The sequence below is a fragment of the Ralstonia sp. UBA689 genome (genome assembly GCF_002298975.1).
Lineage (GTDB): Bacteria > Pseudomonadota > Gammaproteobacteria > Burkholderiales > Burkholderiaceae > Ralstonia.
On sequence record NZ_DBMV01000035.1, the window covers coordinates 1 to 16,935 of the forward strand.

The 16,935-nt window shown below is 64.1% G+C and carries 16 protein-coding genes and 2 pseudogenes; 9 read left to right on the forward strand and 9 right to left on the reverse strand.

Annotated features, from left to right (window positions below; all coding sequences use genetic code 11):
• The first annotated feature begins 175 nt into the window (after positions 1-175).
• Positions 176-1,296 (forward strand): annotated as a pseudogene (locus B4F51_RS16325) (IS3 family transposase).
• Positions 1,297-1,311: 15 nt separating this feature from the next.
• Here the strand turns inward: B4F51_RS16325 and B4F51_RS16330 are convergent.
• Positions 1,312-1,611 (reverse strand): annotated as a pseudogene (locus B4F51_RS16330) (helix-turn-helix domain-containing protein); the annotation flags it as partial.
• Between the two features lie 187 nt (positions 1,612-1,798).
• Between B4F51_RS16330 and B4F51_RS16335 the strand changes: the two are divergent.
• Together B4F51_RS16335 and B4F51_RS16340 are read left to right on the forward strand one after the other, a co-directional pair.
• Complete coding sequence (locus B4F51_RS16335) at positions 1,799-2,860, forward strand: DUF2157 domain-containing protein (protein ID WP_296227212.1); 1,062 nt, start codon at positions 1,799-1,801, stop codon at positions 2,858-2,860.
• Positions 2,857-3,708: a DUF4824 family protein gene (locus B4F51_RS16340; RefSeq protein WP_296227213.1), complete on the forward strand. Its 852-nt coding sequence runs from the start codon at positions 2,857-2,859 to the stop codon at positions 3,706-3,708. Before B4F51_RS16335 ends, B4F51_RS16340 begins: the two co-directional genes overlap by 4 nt.
• A gap of 206 nt (positions 3,709-3,914) precedes the next feature.
• On the opposite strand, the gene icd is transcribed toward B4F51_RS16340, so the two are convergent.
• On the reverse strand, positions 3,915-5,165 hold the full coding sequence (gene icd / locus B4F51_RS16345; protein WP_296227215.1) for an NADP-dependent isocitrate dehydrogenase: 1,251 nt from the start codon (positions 5,163-5,165) through the stop codon (positions 3,915-3,917).
• Between the two features lie 241 nt (positions 5,166-5,406).
• Entirely contained in the window at positions 5,407-5,862 is a 456-nt protein-coding gene (locus B4F51_RS16350; RefSeq protein ID WP_296227217.1) for a sugar dehydrogenase complex small subunit, read from the reverse strand.
• Positions 5,863-6,154: 292 nt separating this feature from the next.
• Here B4F51_RS16350 and B4F51_RS16355 point away from each other — a divergent pair, with 292 nt between their 5' ends.
• From B4F51_RS16355 to B4F51_RS16375, 5 genes are all read left to right on the forward strand, one after another.
• On the forward strand, positions 6,155-6,373 hold the full coding sequence (locus B4F51_RS16355) for a hypothetical protein (protein WP_296227219.1): 219 nt from the start codon (positions 6,155-6,157) through the stop codon (positions 6,371-6,373).
• Between the two features lie 182 nt (positions 6,374-6,555).
• Positions 6,556-8,067, forward strand: a complete 1,512-nt coding sequence (locus tag B4F51_RS16360; RefSeq protein ID WP_296227221.1) for a metallophosphoesterase — start codon at positions 6,556-6,558, stop codon at positions 8,065-8,067.
• Positions 8,064-9,383 carry a cytochrome-c peroxidase gene (locus tag B4F51_RS16365; RefSeq protein ID WP_296227223.1) on the forward strand — a complete coding sequence of 440 codons (1,320 nt, stop codon included), beginning with the start codon at positions 8,064-8,066 and terminating at the stop codon, positions 9,381-9,383. The genes B4F51_RS16360 and B4F51_RS16365 overlap by 4 nt, the downstream gene beginning before the upstream one ends.
• A 90-nt stretch (positions 9,384-9,473) precedes the next feature.
• Positions 9,474-9,926, forward strand: a complete 453-nt coding sequence (locus tag B4F51_RS16370; protein WP_296227224.1) for a DUF192 domain-containing protein — start codon at positions 9,474-9,476, stop codon at positions 9,924-9,926.
• A gap of 43 nt (positions 9,927-9,969) precedes the next feature.
• Entirely contained in the window at positions 9,970-10,932 is a 963-nt protein-coding gene (locus B4F51_RS16375; protein WP_296227226.1) for an MBL fold metallo-hydrolase, read from the forward strand.
• Between the two features lie 20 nt (positions 10,933-10,952).
• Here the strand turns inward: B4F51_RS16375 and B4F51_RS16380 are convergent, their stop codons facing one another.
• From B4F51_RS16380 to B4F51_RS16390, 3 genes are all read right to left on the reverse strand, one after another.
• Positions 10,953-11,414 (reverse strand): MliC family protein, encoded by a 462-nt coding sequence (locus B4F51_RS16380; RefSeq protein WP_349676290.1) that lies wholly within the window; start codon positions 11,412-11,414, stop codon positions 10,953-10,955.
• Positions 11,415-11,487: 73 nt separating this feature from the next.
• Entirely contained in the window at positions 11,488-12,456 is a 969-nt protein-coding gene (locus tag B4F51_RS16385) for a LysR family transcriptional regulator (RefSeq protein WP_296227232.1), read from the reverse strand.
• Positions 12,457-12,520: 64 nt separating this feature from the next.
• Positions 12,521-13,423 (reverse strand): LysR family transcriptional regulator, encoded by a 903-nt coding sequence (locus tag B4F51_RS16390; protein ID WP_296227279.1) that lies wholly within the window; start codon positions 13,421-13,423, stop codon positions 12,521-12,523.
• A gap of 73 nt (positions 13,424-13,496) precedes the next feature.
• Between B4F51_RS16390 and B4F51_RS16395 the strand changes: the two genes are divergently transcribed.
• Complete coding sequence (locus B4F51_RS16395) at positions 13,497-15,053, forward strand: MFS transporter (protein WP_296227235.1); 1,557 nt, start codon at positions 13,497-13,499, stop codon at positions 15,051-15,053.
• Here the strand turns inward: B4F51_RS16395 and B4F51_RS16400 are convergent.
• The 3 genes from B4F51_RS16400 to B4F51_RS16410 are packed head-to-tail and all read right to left on the reverse strand — an operon-like array spanning position 15,050 to position 16,883.
• Positions 15,050-15,550, reverse strand: coding sequence for a GrpB family protein (locus B4F51_RS16400; protein WP_296227237.1), 501 nt, complete (start codon positions 15,548-15,550; stop codon positions 15,050-15,052). The two genes, B4F51_RS16395 and B4F51_RS16400, sit on opposite strands and share 4 nt — an antisense overlap.
• Before the next feature lie 3 nt (positions 15,551-15,553).
• Positions 15,554-15,964 carry a DoxX family protein gene (locus B4F51_RS16405; RefSeq protein ID WP_296227239.1) on the reverse strand — a complete coding sequence of 137 codons (411 nt, stop codon included), beginning with the start codon at positions 15,962-15,964 and terminating at the stop codon, positions 15,554-15,556.
• Between the two features lie 34 nt (positions 15,965-15,998).
• Positions 15,999-16,883 (reverse strand): LysR family transcriptional regulator, encoded by an 885-nt coding sequence (locus tag B4F51_RS16410; protein ID WP_296227241.1) that lies wholly within the window; start codon positions 16,881-16,883, stop codon positions 15,999-16,001.
• Between the last annotated feature and the right edge of the window lie 52 nt (positions 16,884-16,935).

Sequence of the window (16,935 nt, forward strand, 5' to 3'; positions counted from 1 at the left end):
TTCGTCGCATGAATGCCATGGCGTCGACCGCATTGGCAACGACATCGACAATGCAATCATCCTGTCGATTGACCCGACGGGGTAGCAGCGGGAAGCCCCGGAAACCGTAAGCTCCCCCAGACAGTAGACATCTGAAACTGGAGAATGCGACCTCAGAAGGAAAGAAGAGGACGCAATGAGGAAGAGCAAATTCAGCGAGAGCCAGATCGTAGCGATCTTGAAGGAAGGTGAAGCTGGCCTGGCGGTTGCAGAGGTTTGCCGCAAGCACGGCATCAGCGCAGCGACCTATTACGCATGGAAGAGCAAATACGCGGGCAGCACGGTGAGTGACCTGACGCGCATGCGCGAGCTGGAAGCCGAGAACGCGCGGCTCAAGCGGATGTATGCCGACCTCGCCTTGGAGAACGCCGCCATCAAGGACGTGCTCTCGCGAAAGTGGTAACGCCGTCCGCGAAGCGGCAGGCGGTGCAGCTCATGACCCATGAGCACCGCCTGCCGGTCAAACGGGCCTGTGAAGCTGCGGGCCTATCGCGGGCGGCGTACTACCGCCAGCCAGCCGATCGGCTGAAACGTGATGGCGAACTGATCGGCGCTTTGAACGGTGTGGTTGAACGCAACAGTCGCTGGGGCTTCTGGAAGTGCTTCCAGCGGTTGCGTCTGGACGGCCGACAATGGAATCACAAGCGCGTCTGGCGCGTGTACTGCGTGATGGGATTGAACCTGCCACGGCGGACAAAGAAACGCGTGCCGCAGCGCGATCCTGTCCCGCTGGAGGTCGGATCGAGGGTCAATCAGGGCTGGGCGCTAGATTTTATGCACGACGCGCTCTATGACGGACGGCGCTTCCGCACCTTGAACGTCATTGATGAGGCCAACCGAGAGGCGCTGGCCATCGAAATCGGCACCTCGATTCCGGCTCGTCGCTTGATTCGCACCCTGAGCAGGTTGATTGACGGTTATGGCGCGCCCGATTCGATCCGGCTGGACAACGACCCAGAGATGACCTCGCATGACTTTACGCAGTGGGCAGCCGGCAAAGGCATCGCGCGGCGCTTCATTGAACCGGTCTAACCCAACCAGAACGCTTACATCGAGCGCTTCAACCGAACCTACCGGCACGAGGTGCTCGATGCCTACCAGTTCAAGTCCATCGAGCAGGTGCAGCACATTACCGAGGAGTGGCTGCGCGAATACAACGAGCAGCGCCCTCACGATGCTCTGGGCGGGCTGCCTCCACGGCGCTTCATGCCCAGGCTTACTACCGTCGCAGACTCCAGTAATGCGTTGTCTGCTTGACGGGGAAGCTTACGGCTGGAGCTCGCGGCTAATGGTGGACGGCGCTCGCCCTAGCCGGGATGCGATCGAACGGATCGAGAGCCCCGCCACAACTGAGCGAGAAATCTCTTCTCGCTCGGCAAGCGTCAACGCCAGTCTGGAGCGGTGTCGTTGTGCCGGCTGGATACCACCGGTCTGCGCGAGAATCTGTTGTACAGACGAATGGTTCCGATCGAACAGCTGAGCAATGTGTTGGAGAGAGTCACCTCTACGCCAGCGCTCCCACATTAGTGCCTTCTGACTCTCGGTGTAGTAGATCCGGCGTCGTTGTTTCATTTGCAACACCTCCGCTGCTCACGCAGTCTCTAGTGTGTTGCATCGACCGGTTGAATCCGCAGGGATCAATCGCCGGAGAAGTGTCGACCGGGCCGCAGCCCACCGCAGGGCGAGGCCTTGATCGTCGGATTCCGTTGAAATAATCTGAATTTCGGTTTGGCCGTTTACCCTCAGACAGTGCCCCACCATGAATCCGTCTTCCCGCAGTGAGGCTCAGTTGCGCGCCGACGATATCCACGCCTTCCGTGGAGAACTCGCGCGACTTGAAGCTGAGGGCATTCTGCAACTGACCACCGAGCAGCAGCGGGCCGTCGCGGCCCATCACGATCGCCTGTTGGCGACCTTCACGACGACCTTCGACATCGACCGCGACTCAAAAGCACGTCAGCTTTCCCTTGGCATGCGCGTCGCCTCCTTTCTGGGCGCGCTGGCCCTGGCAGCGAGCGTCTTTTTCATGTTCTACCAGTTCTGGGGCAACTTCGCCGAGACGGCTCAAGTCGTCATCCTTCTTGGTGCAGCGCTGGGCAGCCTGAGCTTGACGGTGTGGGTTCAGGGGCGAGATAGCTCAGGCTATTTCACCAAGCTGGCAGCTCTGGTGGCCTTCGCATGCTTCGTGCTCGACCTCGTCATGCTCGGCCAGATTTTCAATATCACACCGACAGACAAGGCTCTCCTGCCCTGGGCGGCCCTTGCCTTTCTCCTGGCCTACAGCTGCGACCTGCGCCTCCTGCTGGCAACTGGCATCTGCTGCGTCATCGCCTACGTCTCAGCGCGCTTCGGCGAGTGGGGAGGGCTCTACTGGCTGGATGCTGGCAGGCGGCCGGAGAACTTCTTCCCCGTTGCCGCCCTTCTCTTGGCAATACCAATGGTGATTCGCCACCGGCGCTTCGTGGGGTTCGACGCCATTTACCGGGTCTTCGGCCTGCTCTGCCTGCTCGTGCCGATGCTCATCCTCGGTCACTGGGGCAATGGAAGCTATCTGGACCTGGACCCCAAGCTCATCGAGGGCGGATACCAGACAACCGGTTTTGTCATCAGCGGATTGGCGATCTGGTTCGGCACGCGGCGGTCGTGGAACGACACGGTCAACACAGGCATCGCGTCTTTCGTCATTTTTCTCTATACCAAGTTCTACGACTGGTGGTGGGCAATCATGCCGAAATGGCTCTTCTTCTTGGCCTTGGGGCTATCGGCCATCCTGATCCTACTGGTGCTCAGTCGCCTGCGTGGCGGAAAACATCAATCATGACGCCGCGCACACTCACCTTCGCCATCGGGGCCGCACTGATCATTGTCGCCAACGGCATTGCACTAACTGGCGTCGCCTATAACCGCAGCGGCGAGCCCGAGAGCCGGCTGACGTTGTCACAGCGAGAGTTGGAGCGACCTTGGAGTGGGCATGGCACCAAGGAGGACAGCGGCCTGTCCCTTACCCTGGAGTGGCGCGTGCCCGCCCCCGATACCGAGTCCGACTACCCTCGCTATGAGGGCCGCGGCGGTAGCCCGGCCTGGCTGGACGAGAAGCGCATGGCGGAACTGGGCTTCGATGTCCGGCGAGCCAAAGGCGACAGCACTCGCCGCAATCAGGACATGAATGACGCCGAGCGCCAAGTGCTCGTGGTTCTTGAGTTGGCCGGGGCAGCTTGGCAGCAGGCCCTGGAGCGGGCCCGCCAGCGCCTCGCACACCAAGAGTCCCTGCGACAAGCAAATCCGCAGGCTAAGGAACTGATCGAAGCCGAGAAGCTGGCGCGGGAAGGGCTGGCACGGGAGGAGAACGAGAACAGCCGACTGTTCGCGATTGATGTTGGTACCGATCTAGCGAGCCTTCGGGCGAAGTACCCCGACCGCGGCCGTTACCTGATTCTCAAGGGCAACGTGCGCCTGTTCAGCACCTTCCGCGACAAGAAGCCGGTCGTCGCTGGATACTTGAGCAGGCTGAGCCCAAACCAAATCAACGTGCCCAACCGGCTGCGGGGCACATTCGAAGCAATGCCGCCCAGGTCAGGCGGTCCGGGCGAAAGGAAACCGCCGTTTACAGCCATCGTGCCCGTCGGGCGGAGGCTGGAGCCTTGGATTGACGCAGTTGCCACGCCCTAAAGCCCCCCACCTCGGGCTGTTGCTGACGATGACGGATCCACTTTGAAGACAAGTGATCTCCATTCGGCGAGGTGCGAGCTTCGGCTTTGCTTTCAGAGAGCCGAGAGTTCTCATGGTGCTGCCTGATACGATCTGAAATAAAAAAACCCCGGAGATCGTTGATCTACCGGGGTTTCTGGTTCGCCGTGAAATCAGGCGAAACGAGCTTACATGTTGTCGATCATCACCTGACCGAAGCCCGAGCACGACACTTGCGTCGCGCCTTCCAGCAGGCGGGCGAAGTCATACGTGACCTTCTTCGACAGAATCGACTTTTCCATCGACGCGATGATCAGGTCAGCGGCCTCTGTCCAGCCCATGTGACGCAACATCATTTCGGCCGACAGGATTTCCGAACCCGGGTTGACGTAATCCTTACCGGCATACTTCGGCGCCGTGCCGTGCGTGGCTTCGAACATGGCCACCGAATCCGACAGGTTGGCACCCGGGGCGATACCGATGCCGCCGACTTGTGCAGCCAGGGCGTCGGAGATGTAGTCGCCGTTCAGGTTCAGCGTGGCGATCACGCTGTACTCGGCCGGACGCAGCAGGATCTGCTGCAGGAAGGCGTCGGCAATTGCGTCCTTGACGACGATTTCCTTGCCCGTCTTCGGGTTCTTGAACTTGCACCACGGGCCGCCGTCGATCAGCTCGGCGCCGAATTCCTTTTGCGCCAGTTCGTAGGCCCAGTCACGGAAGCCGCCTTCCGTGAACTTCATGATGTTGCCCTTGTGCACGATCGTGACCGACGGCTTGTCGTTGTCGATCGCGTACTGGATGGCCTTGCGCATCAGACGCTGCGTGCCTTCCTTGGAGACCGGCTTGATGCCGATGCCCGAGGTTTCCGGGAAGCGGATCTTCTTCACGCCCATCTCTTCGCGCAGGAACTTGATAATCTTCTTGCCCTGTTCCGATTCGGCGGCCCACTCGATACCGGCATAGATGTCTTCCGAGTTCTCGCGGAAGATGACCATGTCGATCTTTTCCGGCTCACGCACCGGCGAGGGCACGCCCTTGAAGTACGTCACCGGGCGCAGGCACACGTACAGGTCCAGCTCCTGGCGCAGCGCCACGTTCAGCGAACGGATGCCGCCGCCCACCGGCGTCGTCAGCGGGCCCTTGATGGACACCACGTAGTCCTTTAGGACTTGCAGGGTTTCTTCCGGCAGCCACACGTCCGGGCCGTACACCTTGGTCGACTTCTCGCCTGCGTAGATCTCCATCCACGAGATCTTGCGCTTGCCTGCGTAGGCCTTGGCCACGGCTGCGTCCACCACCTTGATCATCACCGGGGTGATGTCGAAGCCGGTGCCGTCACCCTCGATGTAAGGAATGATGGGGTTGTCAGGGACGTTCAGGGAGAAGTCTTGGTTGACGGTGATCTTCTCTCCGGCCGGGACCTTGATGTGTTGGTACATGGACGACTCCAGTGCAGACCGCAGGTGAGCGGGTGACGATGGGGGTTGACAGCACAGCGCGCCACACCGGGTTGGCCGTTGAGGCGCGCTGCAATGAATTGGAGATTCTAGCGGGGGACGACGACGCTCTCACGATGCACCGCACAATCCGCAACTCTTATATAAGACACAAGAGTCAATTTCGCATTATGCCGGAAAATTTCACCATACGCCACACTCCCGCTCATGGCGAAATGGCGGCTCAGATGCCGGAAAGCCTGCCGTCTGGGGGGTGTTCGATGCGCGTGCGGACACCACCAGCCAGCGCGGGCATGGCACCCGGCTGCGCACGCCACGCGTCAACCAGGTGCGCGAGCGTGATCTGCAGCTCGACATAACGGTTTGCATCGAGAAGGCGGGCCAGGCCCGGGCCATCCAGCCCCGGGTGACGGCGCACCAGCCAGGCCAGCGTCTGGACGTGATCGACCAGACGGGCGTCAGCCTGGTGCAGCGCGCTGAAGCAAGCCAAGCCAGCCTGACGATCCAGCGGCATGCCGAACCACGTCTGTGACACCAGCATGAAATCGTCCAGGCCAGAAGCCGCATCGTTGCCCTGCCGGTGCAGCCCGGTCACGACTGCGAGTGCGGCCAACGCACAGCAGCCCCGCAGGAGATCACGGCGGCTGAGGCGGGCGGGCTTGAGGACGCGGGAAGACAACGGTAAGGACGGCACAGCGGGGGCTTGGTCAAAAATCGCTCGATTCTCAAGGCCAGGGCGCGCGCATCCAATCAGACTCGTCCGAAACCCAAGTCGCACGGCGCGACCGGTGGGCACATTTTTTGCGAAGCGCAGCATTTCGCACGTGCTCGCCGAGGTGGTGTGCCCTCTCGCAATCCCCCCAAAAAAAATTCAATACGACGTGTCAACGCGCCTGTAACGCCCTGCGTTATTGCAGATGACTCATTTAGCGGGTCGTTGGTTAACTCACTGATCTACAAAAGGATTCACCATGAAGAAGCTGATCGCTGCCCTGATCGCCGGCCTGTTCGCTACCGGCGTGTTCGCTCAAGCCTCCGCTCCGGCTGCCCCGGCTGCCGACGCAGCTGCTGCTCCGGCCGCTGAAAAGGCAGCCCCGAAGAAGGCCAAGAAGCACGTCAAGAAGCACAAGAAGGCCGCCAAGAAGGCAGAAGCTGCTGCTGACGCTTCGGCTCCGGCTGCTAAGCAATAAGTTTGTGCTTCCGCCGGGCCCACGCGGCTCGGCTGACACAGGAAAAGCAGATGCTTATGCGTCTGCTTTTTTTTCGCCCATTTTTTAGCAATACCCGGACGCACGCACGTGGCTGTCAAAATAACGCCATCTGCCTTAGGTACCTTGCCGCCTTCCTCACAACAAGAAACAGGGAAGGCGCAATGGAAGTCCGATCGATATTCGCTCCGGTGCGGCGCAAGCGCACCGTGTTCACGATGGTCACACTCGCCGCACTGACCGCCGCTGCTGTGATTGCCGGCTGCGGCGGTTCGTCGTCCGATTCAACGCCTGCGGCTGCCACACCGGCCGACGCCGCTACCGCCGATAGCAACATCCAGGCCGCCTGGGTGGAAATCGGCGACAGCAACCAGACGGTCGTGCGCGCCGTCACCAGCTATACCAATAGCGCCTCCCCGGTCGACAACTCGGTCTGCCCGCTGCTGACGGTGGACGGCACATCCACGCGCATGAGCCTGCGCGTGGCGGCCGGCACCCCGGCACAACGCACCACGGCCAGCGCCGCCAGCGATTCGAAAGCCTCGGCCTTCCCCGTCAACGCCTGCGAGGCCACGGTGGCCTCCACCGCCCGCGCCGCGTCGATCGGCTCGCGCGTGCTGCCGTTGCCCAAGGCCAACCCGCAGCGCGTGGTGATCCTGGCGGACACCGGCTGCCGCATGAAGAAGTCGAGCAACACATTCCAGTCGTGCAACGACCCGCTGTCGTGGCCGTTCGCCAATGCAGCCACCACGGCCGCCGCGATGAACCCGGACCTCGTCCTGCACGTGGGCGACTATCACTACCGCGAAAACGCCTGCCCGCCCGACGTGGCCGGTTGCCAGGGCAGCCCGTGGGGCTACGGCTGGGATACGTGGCAGGCTGACCTGTTCCAGCCCGCCGCCCCGCTGATGGCCGCCGCCCCGTGGGTGCTGGTACGCGGCAACCACGAAGAATGCGCACGCGCTGGCCAAGGCTGGTACCGCTTCCTTGACCCGCGCCCCTACTCCGCCGCCCGCTCGTGCGACGACCCGGCCAACGACACCGGCGCCAACGCGTCTGCCCCGTACGCCGTGGCCATCGGCAGCGACACGCAGGTCATCGTGTTTGATTCCGCCAAGGCTGGCACGACCGCGCTGGCGACCACCGACCCGTGGTTCCAGACCTATCAGAAGCAGTTCAGCACGGTGGGCACGCTGGCCGCCAAGCCGGGCGTGATGTCGATCTTCACGAACCACCACCCGATCCTGGGCTTCGTGCCCATCGCGGGCAGCACGCCGCTGGGCGGCAATGCGGCGCTGCTGTCGGTCATGAACAGCCTGAACGCCACGGCCTATTACCCGCCGGGCGTGCAGGTCGCGCTGCACGGCCACGTGCATGACTTCCAGGCCATCAACTTCACCAGCAACCACCCGGCGACCATCGTGGCGGGCAACGCGGGCGATTCGCTGGACGTGGCCCTGCCCGATCCGTTCCCGGCCATCAGCCCAGCCTCCGGCGTGACGGTTGGCAGCATCTCGCACAACAATTCGTTCGGCTTCATGGTGATGGACCGCCAGCCGGCGCCCGCCAAGGGCTGGCTGTTCAAGGCCTACACCGTGGCCGGCAAGCTGCTGACCACCTGCACACAAAACGGCACGAGCCTGGTGTGCGACAAGACGGGCTTCGTCGCACCTTGAAGCGCCTGAGCCTCGCGCTGCTCGCGGCGCTGTTTGCCGCCACGCTCATCCCGGGCGCGGCGGCGGCCGATTCGATCGGCATGACGCCCAGACTGGACGCCGTGCCGCCGCCTGCCGAAGCGACATCGTTCAAGCCCGACCCGAACCTCGTCGCACTCGGCAAGCGGGTGTTTTTCGATCCGCGCCTGTCGGAGCCGCAGGGCACGTCGTGCGCGGCATGCCATGACCCGGCGCGTGCCTTCGCCCCCACGCTCACGGGCGAGGCGCTGCGCATCGGCGTGCCGGCCGGCAGCCGCCCGGGGCACGTGGCGGCACGCAATGCGCCGTCACTGCTGTACCTGCGCTACGTCCCGCACCGCTACTTCTTCCAGGACGACGACGCCAGCTTCCCCTCGCCGTTCGGCGGCTTCTTTGCCGACGGCCGCGCCGATTCCATCCCCGAGCAGATCCGCGGCCCGCTGTTCAATCCGGACGAGATGGCCAACCCCTCGCCGCGCACGCTGCAGCGCAAGGTGGCCAGCACCGACCTCGGTCAGGCACTTGCCAAGCAATTCGGCGCCGACGCGGTGCGCGATCCGGAACGCTTTGTCGGCGTGCTCGGCCGCGCGCTGGAGGCCTATTTCCAGAGCGATGAGATGGCGCCGTTCACCTCGCGCTTTGATGATTTTTTGCGCAAACGCACGCCACTCTCCCCCGCCGAACTGCGCGGCCTGGCCTTGTTCCGCAACCCAGACAAGGGCAACTGCGCGTCGTGTCACCTGATGGTGGAATCGTCATCGCGCCCCGAACGCTCGCTCTTTACGGATTTCGGCTACGACGCCATCGCCGTGCCGCGCAATCCGCTGCTGCCCGCCAACAAGGACGCCCGCCACTTTGACGTGGGGCTGTGCCAGACCGCGCGCGCGCTCAAGTGGCCCGGGCCCGACCAGTGGTGCGGCTACTTCCGCACCGCCGGCCTGCGCAACGTGGCGGTGCGCCAGACGTTCATGCACAACGGCGTGTTCCGCACGCTGCGCGATACGGTGGCGTTCTATGCCACGCGCTCGACGGACCCGGCGCAGTGGTACCCCGGCGGCAAGCGCTTCGATGACGTTCCCGCAAAGTATCAAGGCAACGTCAACGTGAACGCCGTGCCGATGAACCGCCGCCCCGGCACCACGCCCGCGCTGACGGACGATGAGATCGATGACATCGTGGCCTTCCTGCGCACGCTCACCGATGCGCGCTATGTGACGCTGCTGCCGGACCCGGCCGCAGACAAGGCGCGCTCCGCCCACGCGCCCAAGGCCGTGGCGCGCGCCGCAAACACGCGGTAACAACTTCATCGCCCGGCTGGCCGCAGTCGCATTGACGGCAGCCAGCCGAGTGCCGATCATGGAGCGTTTCGTTTCTGACCCGTTCGCGCCATGACCATCCTGTCCCGCCTTTTTGCCGCCCTGTCGCTGGCCGTTGCCGCTACAGGGGCACTCGCCCAAACCCCCACCGGCCCCAACGTCGGCCTGCCCGTGGCCGACCTGACCATCGGCATGTACAAGGTCCACGCAGAGGTGGCCTCCACCCCGCAAACGCGCGAAACCGGCCTGATGTTCCGCAAGTCGATGCCTGACACCGCCGGCATGCTGTTCGTGTTCGATGAATCCGCCGGCCACTGTTTCTGGATGAAGAACACCGACCTGCCGCTGTCCATCGCCTTCATCACCGACGATGGCACCATCTCCGACATTGCCGAGATGAAACCGCAGACCGAAGACAACCACTGCCCGACCCGCGCAGGCAGCTACGCACTGGAAATGAACAAAGGCTGGTTCGCGCGCAAGGGGATCAAGCCTGGAATGAAGGTGGGCGGACTACCCCACTAAGCCGCAGGCAACACGCAGATAACAACAGAGAGGAGACCGCCGCATGCACGCTTTCGACAACAACCGTCGCCGCTGGATGCGGCGGGCCGGCGCGCTGGCCGTCGGCGCAGGTGCGGCCTCCGCAGGCTGGCCGCTGGCGGCATCGGCCGCCGACACCCCCAAGGGCACGCGCCTGATCCTGCTGGGCACGGGCGGCGGGCCGACGCCCAAGAAAAACCGCTCGGCGCCGGCGCAGGTGATCGTCATCAACGGCGTATCTTATGTGGTCGATTGCGGCAATGGCGTGGCGCGCCAATATGTCATGGCCGGCCTCAAGCTCAAGGCCATCCGCAATGTCTTCATCACGCACCAGCACTCCGACCACAACGCCGACTACGGCGCGCTGATGCTGCTCGCGTGGGGCACCGACCTGACCGGCCCCATCGACGCCTGGGGCCCGCCCCCGCTGGCCGCGATGACGGCCAAGTTCCTCGAGCTGTACGACTACGACATCCGCACCCGCATTGCCGATGAAGGCCGCCCACCGCTGGCGCCGATGATCCACCCGCACGAGCTGACCGAAGGCGGGCTGGTGATGCAGGACGCCAACGTGAAGGTGACGAGCGCGCTGGTCAAACACCCGCCGGTGTCGCCCGCGTTTGCATTCCGCTTTGACGCAGCGGACCGCTCCATCGTCATCTCCGGCGATACGGCACCGAGCGAAAACCTCGTGCGCCTGGCCTACGGCGCCGACGTGCTCGTGCACGAGGTGATGCATCTGCCGTCGCTCGACAAGCTGCTCTCCACCGAGCCCAACGCCAGGACGCTGCGCGAGCATCTGCTGGCGAGCCACACCTCCACGGAAGACGTCGGCCGCATCGCCACCGAGGCCAAGGTGAAGACGCTGGTGCTGTCGCACTTCGTGCCGGGCGGCTATCCGTTCCTGGAAGACTCGGTGTGGCTGGATGCCGTGCGCCCACACTTCAAGGGCGAGATCATCGTCGGGCGCGATCTGCTGGAAGTGTGAGCAAGGTGTGACCGAGGGGTCTACCGCGTCGTCTCGTTGCAGTCGCGGTAGACCATGTTGCGCTCGTGTGGCAGGGTCTCGTCGGTCATGAAGCCGGTGGGGCCCTTCGTCCACCACACATACTGGCCCGACGCATAACGGGCGCCCGAAGCCGCTATCACGTTGGCGAAGACGAGCGTCTTGCCGTCGAGCACGATGGACGCGAGCGGCGTATCCCCCACCATCATGTACTTCACCGCGAGGGTCTTGCCACCCTCGCAGGCGTAACGCACATCGTGCGGGTCTCGGATCGGCAGCGCGGTATAGGCGCGCGCCTGGTCGATGGCTTTGTTCAACCCGGCCTTGGCAAAGTCGAGCGCGGTGTTCAGTTCGTCGGATGACATGCCGGGCACGGGGGACGACTGCTGTGCCACGGCCACGCCACTGAACACGCCGGCCGCCAGGGCCATGCCCAACATTGCTGCGGTTGCAGAACGAAACATCGGACGCATGAATCGGTCTCCTCGGAAGATCAAAATTATCGGAAGCCAGTTAGACGTGCGCGCAGCAAAAAAGTTAGTCGGCCGTGTCTGCGTCTTCCGTATCGCTGGGTTTCAGCACGAACGGCGTCGGTTCCAGGCGCTGCGGCAGCTCGTCGGACAACGCGCGGGCGGCTTCGGCAAAGCACTGCACAAGGCTGTCGGCCAGCGACGACGGCGCGTGATGCTCGGCGCGCATGGCACGCACGTCAAAGGTCTGCGCCGGCTCCAGCGCAAACAGCGCGATGCGCTCCATGCTGCCGGTGGCTGCCGTGAACTGATCGAGCATCGTCACGCCCAGCGACTCCTCTACCAGCGAGCGTGCCAGCGAATACGTCTGCACCTCCAGCGTCGACTGCGGCGCCAGCCCGCCACGCGCCAGCGTCTGCCCGACCAGCGAGCCAAGCGAGATCTGATCTTCCAGCCCGATGAAGGGCTTTTCAGCGACAAGCTTATGCAGCGCGCGGTCATCCTTCTTGTCGCTCACCCACGCGCGCGGCGCGGCCAGCAGGATGCGCCCCTGCGCCACCGGCTTGGTGCTGATGGCCGGATGCACAGGCGGCGCAAAGGCAAAGCCGACGTCGATGTCCTGCGAGAGCAGCCCCTGCACGATCTCGGCGGTGTGGTGCGTGAACACGCGCACCAGCGTATCGGGGTGCCGCTGCGAGAAGCGCCGCACGGCGGGCGCGAGAATGCTCGGCGCGAGGCTGGGCGTGGCCGCCACGCGCAGGCGCCCTGCCCCCTTGTGGCGCAAGTTTGCCGACACGCGCCGCACCCGCTCGACTTCCTGGTACAGGCGCTCGATCTCGCTGAACAGCTCGAACGCCTCGGCAGTGGGCTGCAGGCGGCCCTTGGTGCGGTCGAACAGGCGGAAGCCGAGTTGCAGTTCGGTGTGCTGCAGCACGCGCGTCACCACAGGCTGCGACACGTTCAGCATGCGCGCCGCCTCGCTGACGGTACCGACCAGCATCACGGCGCGGAAGACTTCAATCTGGCGCAGACGCATGGCCGCTGGTCCTCACTATCCGAATAGGGAAGTACCGATTGTGACATCCGGCGCCTGCCTTCGGCTAGGCGGTTTTACCAGCAGCGCCCTCGGCTTCCAGCGCATCGAAAAAGACGCGCACCTTGGCCGGCACCAGCTTGCGTGCCGGCATCAGCGCATAGACGCGCAGCGCGGTCAGCTCGAAATCGGGTAGCACACGTACGAGGCGGCCGGCGACGACTTCCGCATCGCCCACCGATCGGGCCATGCGCGCCACGCCCAGGCCGCGCACGGCGGCACGCGCGCGCATCTCGGCGTTGAGTGTCTGCAGGCGCGGCTGGATGGGAATCTCGATCGGCTCGGCGGCCGGCTCGCCAGCAGGGCGGAAGGCCCAACTCGCATCGTCAGGGCCAGACAGGCACGGCCAACCGACAAGGTCTGCCGGCGTCTTGAGCGGCTGGCGTTCTGCCAGCAGGGCGGGCGATGCGTACAACCCGCGCGGGATCATCACCACGCGCCGCGCCACCAAAGACGAATCCGGCAGCATCTGGTCGACCATCACGAAGACGATGTCGTAGCCGCTGGCCAGCAGGTCGGGCTGCTCCCACGAAATATGCACCTGGATCTGCAGGTGCGGGTAGCGCTCAAGCGTGCGGCATACCGGCTCGGTCAGGTGCTGGGCGCCCACCTCGTACGGCGCGGCAATGCGCAGCGTACCGGCCACGGTTTCGCTGGCGGCGGTGGTGTCGGCGTGGACTTCGCGCAGGCGCTCGAACAGCGGGGCGATATCGTCGTAGAAATGCGAGCCGGCTTCGGTCAGACGCAACTGGCGCGTGGTGCGAGTCATGAGCCGCACGCCCAGCGCTGCTTCCAGCCGAGACACGGCGGCGCTGGCCGTCGATTTGGGGATGCCCAGCGCCTCGGCGGCGGCGGTAAAACTGCCGGCCTCCACCACGCGACAGAAAGTCTCCCAGTCGTTCCACTCCATTGTTCGCATGACTGGACAGTGTTCCTAGAGTTGGCCGTTTATTTGGCTAGCGGGCAAGTTTATGCTCCGGCACATGTCGCTGCAAATCCTTCGGCCCGCCTCTCTGCGGGCGTTTCCGCATTTCTCTTCGGCTCGCGTCCACGCTTTCGGCCTGGCGCTGGGCCTGTCGACGGGGCTCGATTTCGTCTCTTCGCAGATGATGGCCGTGGCGGGCCAGCATATCCAGGGCGGCGTGCACGCAAGCCCGGAGGCTTACCTCTATGCCGTCACCGCGTATGCCGTGGCGGCGGTGGTGGCCAACTTGGCCATCGGCCGCATCGCCGCGCAGGTGGGCTACCGGATGTTCTCGCTGGTGGGCATCGTACTGTTCGCCATCGGCTGCATCGTCTGTGCGCAGTCCAACAATATCGGCGAACTCGTCATCGGGCGGACCATCCAGGGCCTGGGCGCGGGCGGGTTGTTCTCGGCATCGCGCATTCTGGTGCAGCTTGCGGCCGACCCCGACGAGCGCATGCCGCCCATGCTGATGTTCAGTGTCGGGCTATTCGGCCTGACGACCATTGCACCGTGGATCTGCGCCGAGGTGCTCGAATACAGCGAATGGCGCGTGATCTTCTGGCTCGAACTGATGCTGGCCGCGGTGGCCTGGATGGCGATGTTCTTCCTGCCGCCCGAGCACCATCAGCCGCGCACGCGCGCCGCACGGCGCCCGCATGAACCACCGCCGGAAGACGGCCAGTGGGACTGGATCGGCGTGGGCGCCATGGCCATCGGCGCACTGTCATTCCTGATAGGCCTGTCGGAGCTGCGCTACAACCGGCTGACGGCCTCGCCGCTCATTCCGCTGCTGTTGCTGGGCGGCGCGGCCTCGCTGCTGCTGGCCATCCACCGCCTGCGCACGCACCCCGATCCGTGGCTCGATATCTCGCGCCTGAATGGTCGCCGCTACCTCTGGGGCATCGGCTTCTATGGCATCTACTACCTGATGAGCGGGTTCTGGTCGTACCTGTTCCCGGCGGTGTCGCAAGGCGGGCTGGGCTTCACGTTCCGCACGACCACGCTGTTCCTGATGATCAGCGGCGCGGTATCAACCGTGGTGGCGGTGGTCATCACGATCTGGCTGCCGTTCTTTTTCCGCAAGCGCCGCATCATCGCCATCGGTTTCGGCATCTATGCGGCGGCGGCGCTGCTGCTGGCCACCAGCCTGATGCCAGGCGCGCCGGACTACGCGTTCTTCCCCGTGTCGTTCCTGGAAGGCATGACGCCTGGCGCAGTGATGATCCAGATCGCGATGATGACCTACCTCGATCTGGACCGCGAAGACTTCGCGCACGGCTACCAGATGAAGAACATCGCCCGCCAGTTCGCCACGGCGGTGGGTACGGGGCTGGCGGCGGTGTCGCTGCAGACACAGCAGGCGGAATCGCGCTCGCTGATCGTGGCGCACGTGACGCGCTTCACGTCGGACCTGCAGGCCGCCAGCCCGCTCACGCCGCAGCGGCTGGCAATCCTGTCGGCCGAGATCGACCGGCAGGCGACGCTGCTCGCGGGCACGCAGCTCTTCAGTTGGTTTGCGGTGGCGTGCGGGGTGTTAGCGGTGGTGGTGCTGGTGCAGCGGTCGTTGCGTTAAGTGCTTGAGTTGAGCAAAAGAACCCGTGCAATAAAGTCTGCCTTCGCCTGCCGATAAGACTCCATTGGCTGGCCAACACAGGCGATCTTCAGTGCGTTGAACGCGGCCACCTGATGAGGATCGCGCAACAGACAGTCGCGAAAGAGAACGAACACATCCAACTCCGACCCTCGCGCGACCAACTGGACACCAAGGGGTGGATGGTGGTGATCATCCTTGAACGCCGAAAATGCCGCGCTGCGAAACGAATCGGCATTGCGTGCATAGCGTGCCGCCAATAGCGCATCGATGCGAGCGATGTCATCGGGAATTGCCCGCACGCAGATATCCATATCGCCTTTGGTCAAGCAGCCTGCGATGGCGGTAGACCCAACATGGAAAATCTCGGCAGACGCCGGCAGATAGCCAGACCAGGTCGCACAGAATGCGTTGAAGGCCGCGTTCGCCTGCTGGACAACTTCGTCATGCCGCCGCAAGACCAACTTCTCCAACGTCATGCGCTACGACTTCTGCAACGCATACCTCCCCGGCCCCGTCACGGCCAGCAGAAGCAACCCGCCCATGATGCTGAGGTTCTTGTAGAACTGAACCATGTTGGCGGTCTGCATGGCACCTTCCACGTTCCAGAACGTGTGGGCGATGAGCGCCGTGCCCAACACGAACAGCGCCATCAAAAGCGCGAGCGGCCGCGTCCAGAACCCGATCAGCAGCGCGATCCCCACCCCGAATTCCATGACCACGGCGATGATAGCGGCGAGCATCGGCATGGGCGCGCCCACCGTGCCCATGTAGCCGACCGTGGCCTGGAAGCCCGTCAATTTTCCCCAGCCGGAAATCAGGAACAGGATCATCATCAGCACGCGACCGAGCAGGATCAACTCGTCGCGCCAACGTTCGATGGCTGCATTCATGGCGGCCTCCGGGCCGAGTGGTGATGCTTGAAGTCTAGGCGCTGGTGGTACCAAGTGTGGTTTCGAGCGCATCAAGTACCGCCTGAATCACACCGTGCCGCACGTGTTCTTTCCGCTCGATCATGCCGACGGTGCGCACGGGTGTCTGCGGCGGCATGGGCAGCACGCGCAGGGCCGGGTCACTCTCCCAGCTTGCGCGACGCAGGCGCGGCACCAGCGTCACGCCCACCTGCTGGCGCACCAGCTCGACAATCGCCTCGATCGAATTCACTTCGATGAACTCGTTGACCGCCATGTGCGTCTTGCGCAGGGCTCGGTCGATCAGCGCGCCGGTGCGCACCGCACGGTCGAAACGCAGGAAGGGGTGGGTGCGCAGGACTTCCTCGGCGCGGCCGCGCGTGTGGCGGCCGGCCACCACGACCAGCGGTTCGGTATAGAGCGGATGCCACGCCAGGTTGGCAGGCAAACGTTCGAGATGCTCGACCACCAGCGCGCCGTCCAGCTCGCCCGCTTCCACCTGCTCGGCCAGCTCGCCGGATTTGCCGGTGATGAGCTTTACATCGAGCCTCTTGTGCACCTGCTTGAGCCCCGCCACCGCATGCGCGAGCGACCCCATGACCGACACCACCGCGCCAATCGCCACGGCACCGGCCAGTTCCGTCTGCGGCTCGTCACCGATGCGCATGGCGTCATACAACGACAGCAGGTGTTCAGCCTGCGGCAGCAGCGCACGGCCGTGCGCGTTGAGCGTGACGGTGCGCCCCGAGCGGTCGAACAGGTCGCGCCGCAGCTCGGCTTCCAGCGCGCGCATCTGCAGGCTCACGGCGGCCTGCGTAAGTGCCACGCGCTCGGCGGCGGCGGCAAGCGAGCCATGCCGCGCCACGGCCACGAAGGTACGCAGAAAGCGAACGGTGCTCATCGGGCGATACTCAAGTTTTTCTTAATCTGAGTCCAACGAATTTTAGCTTTAT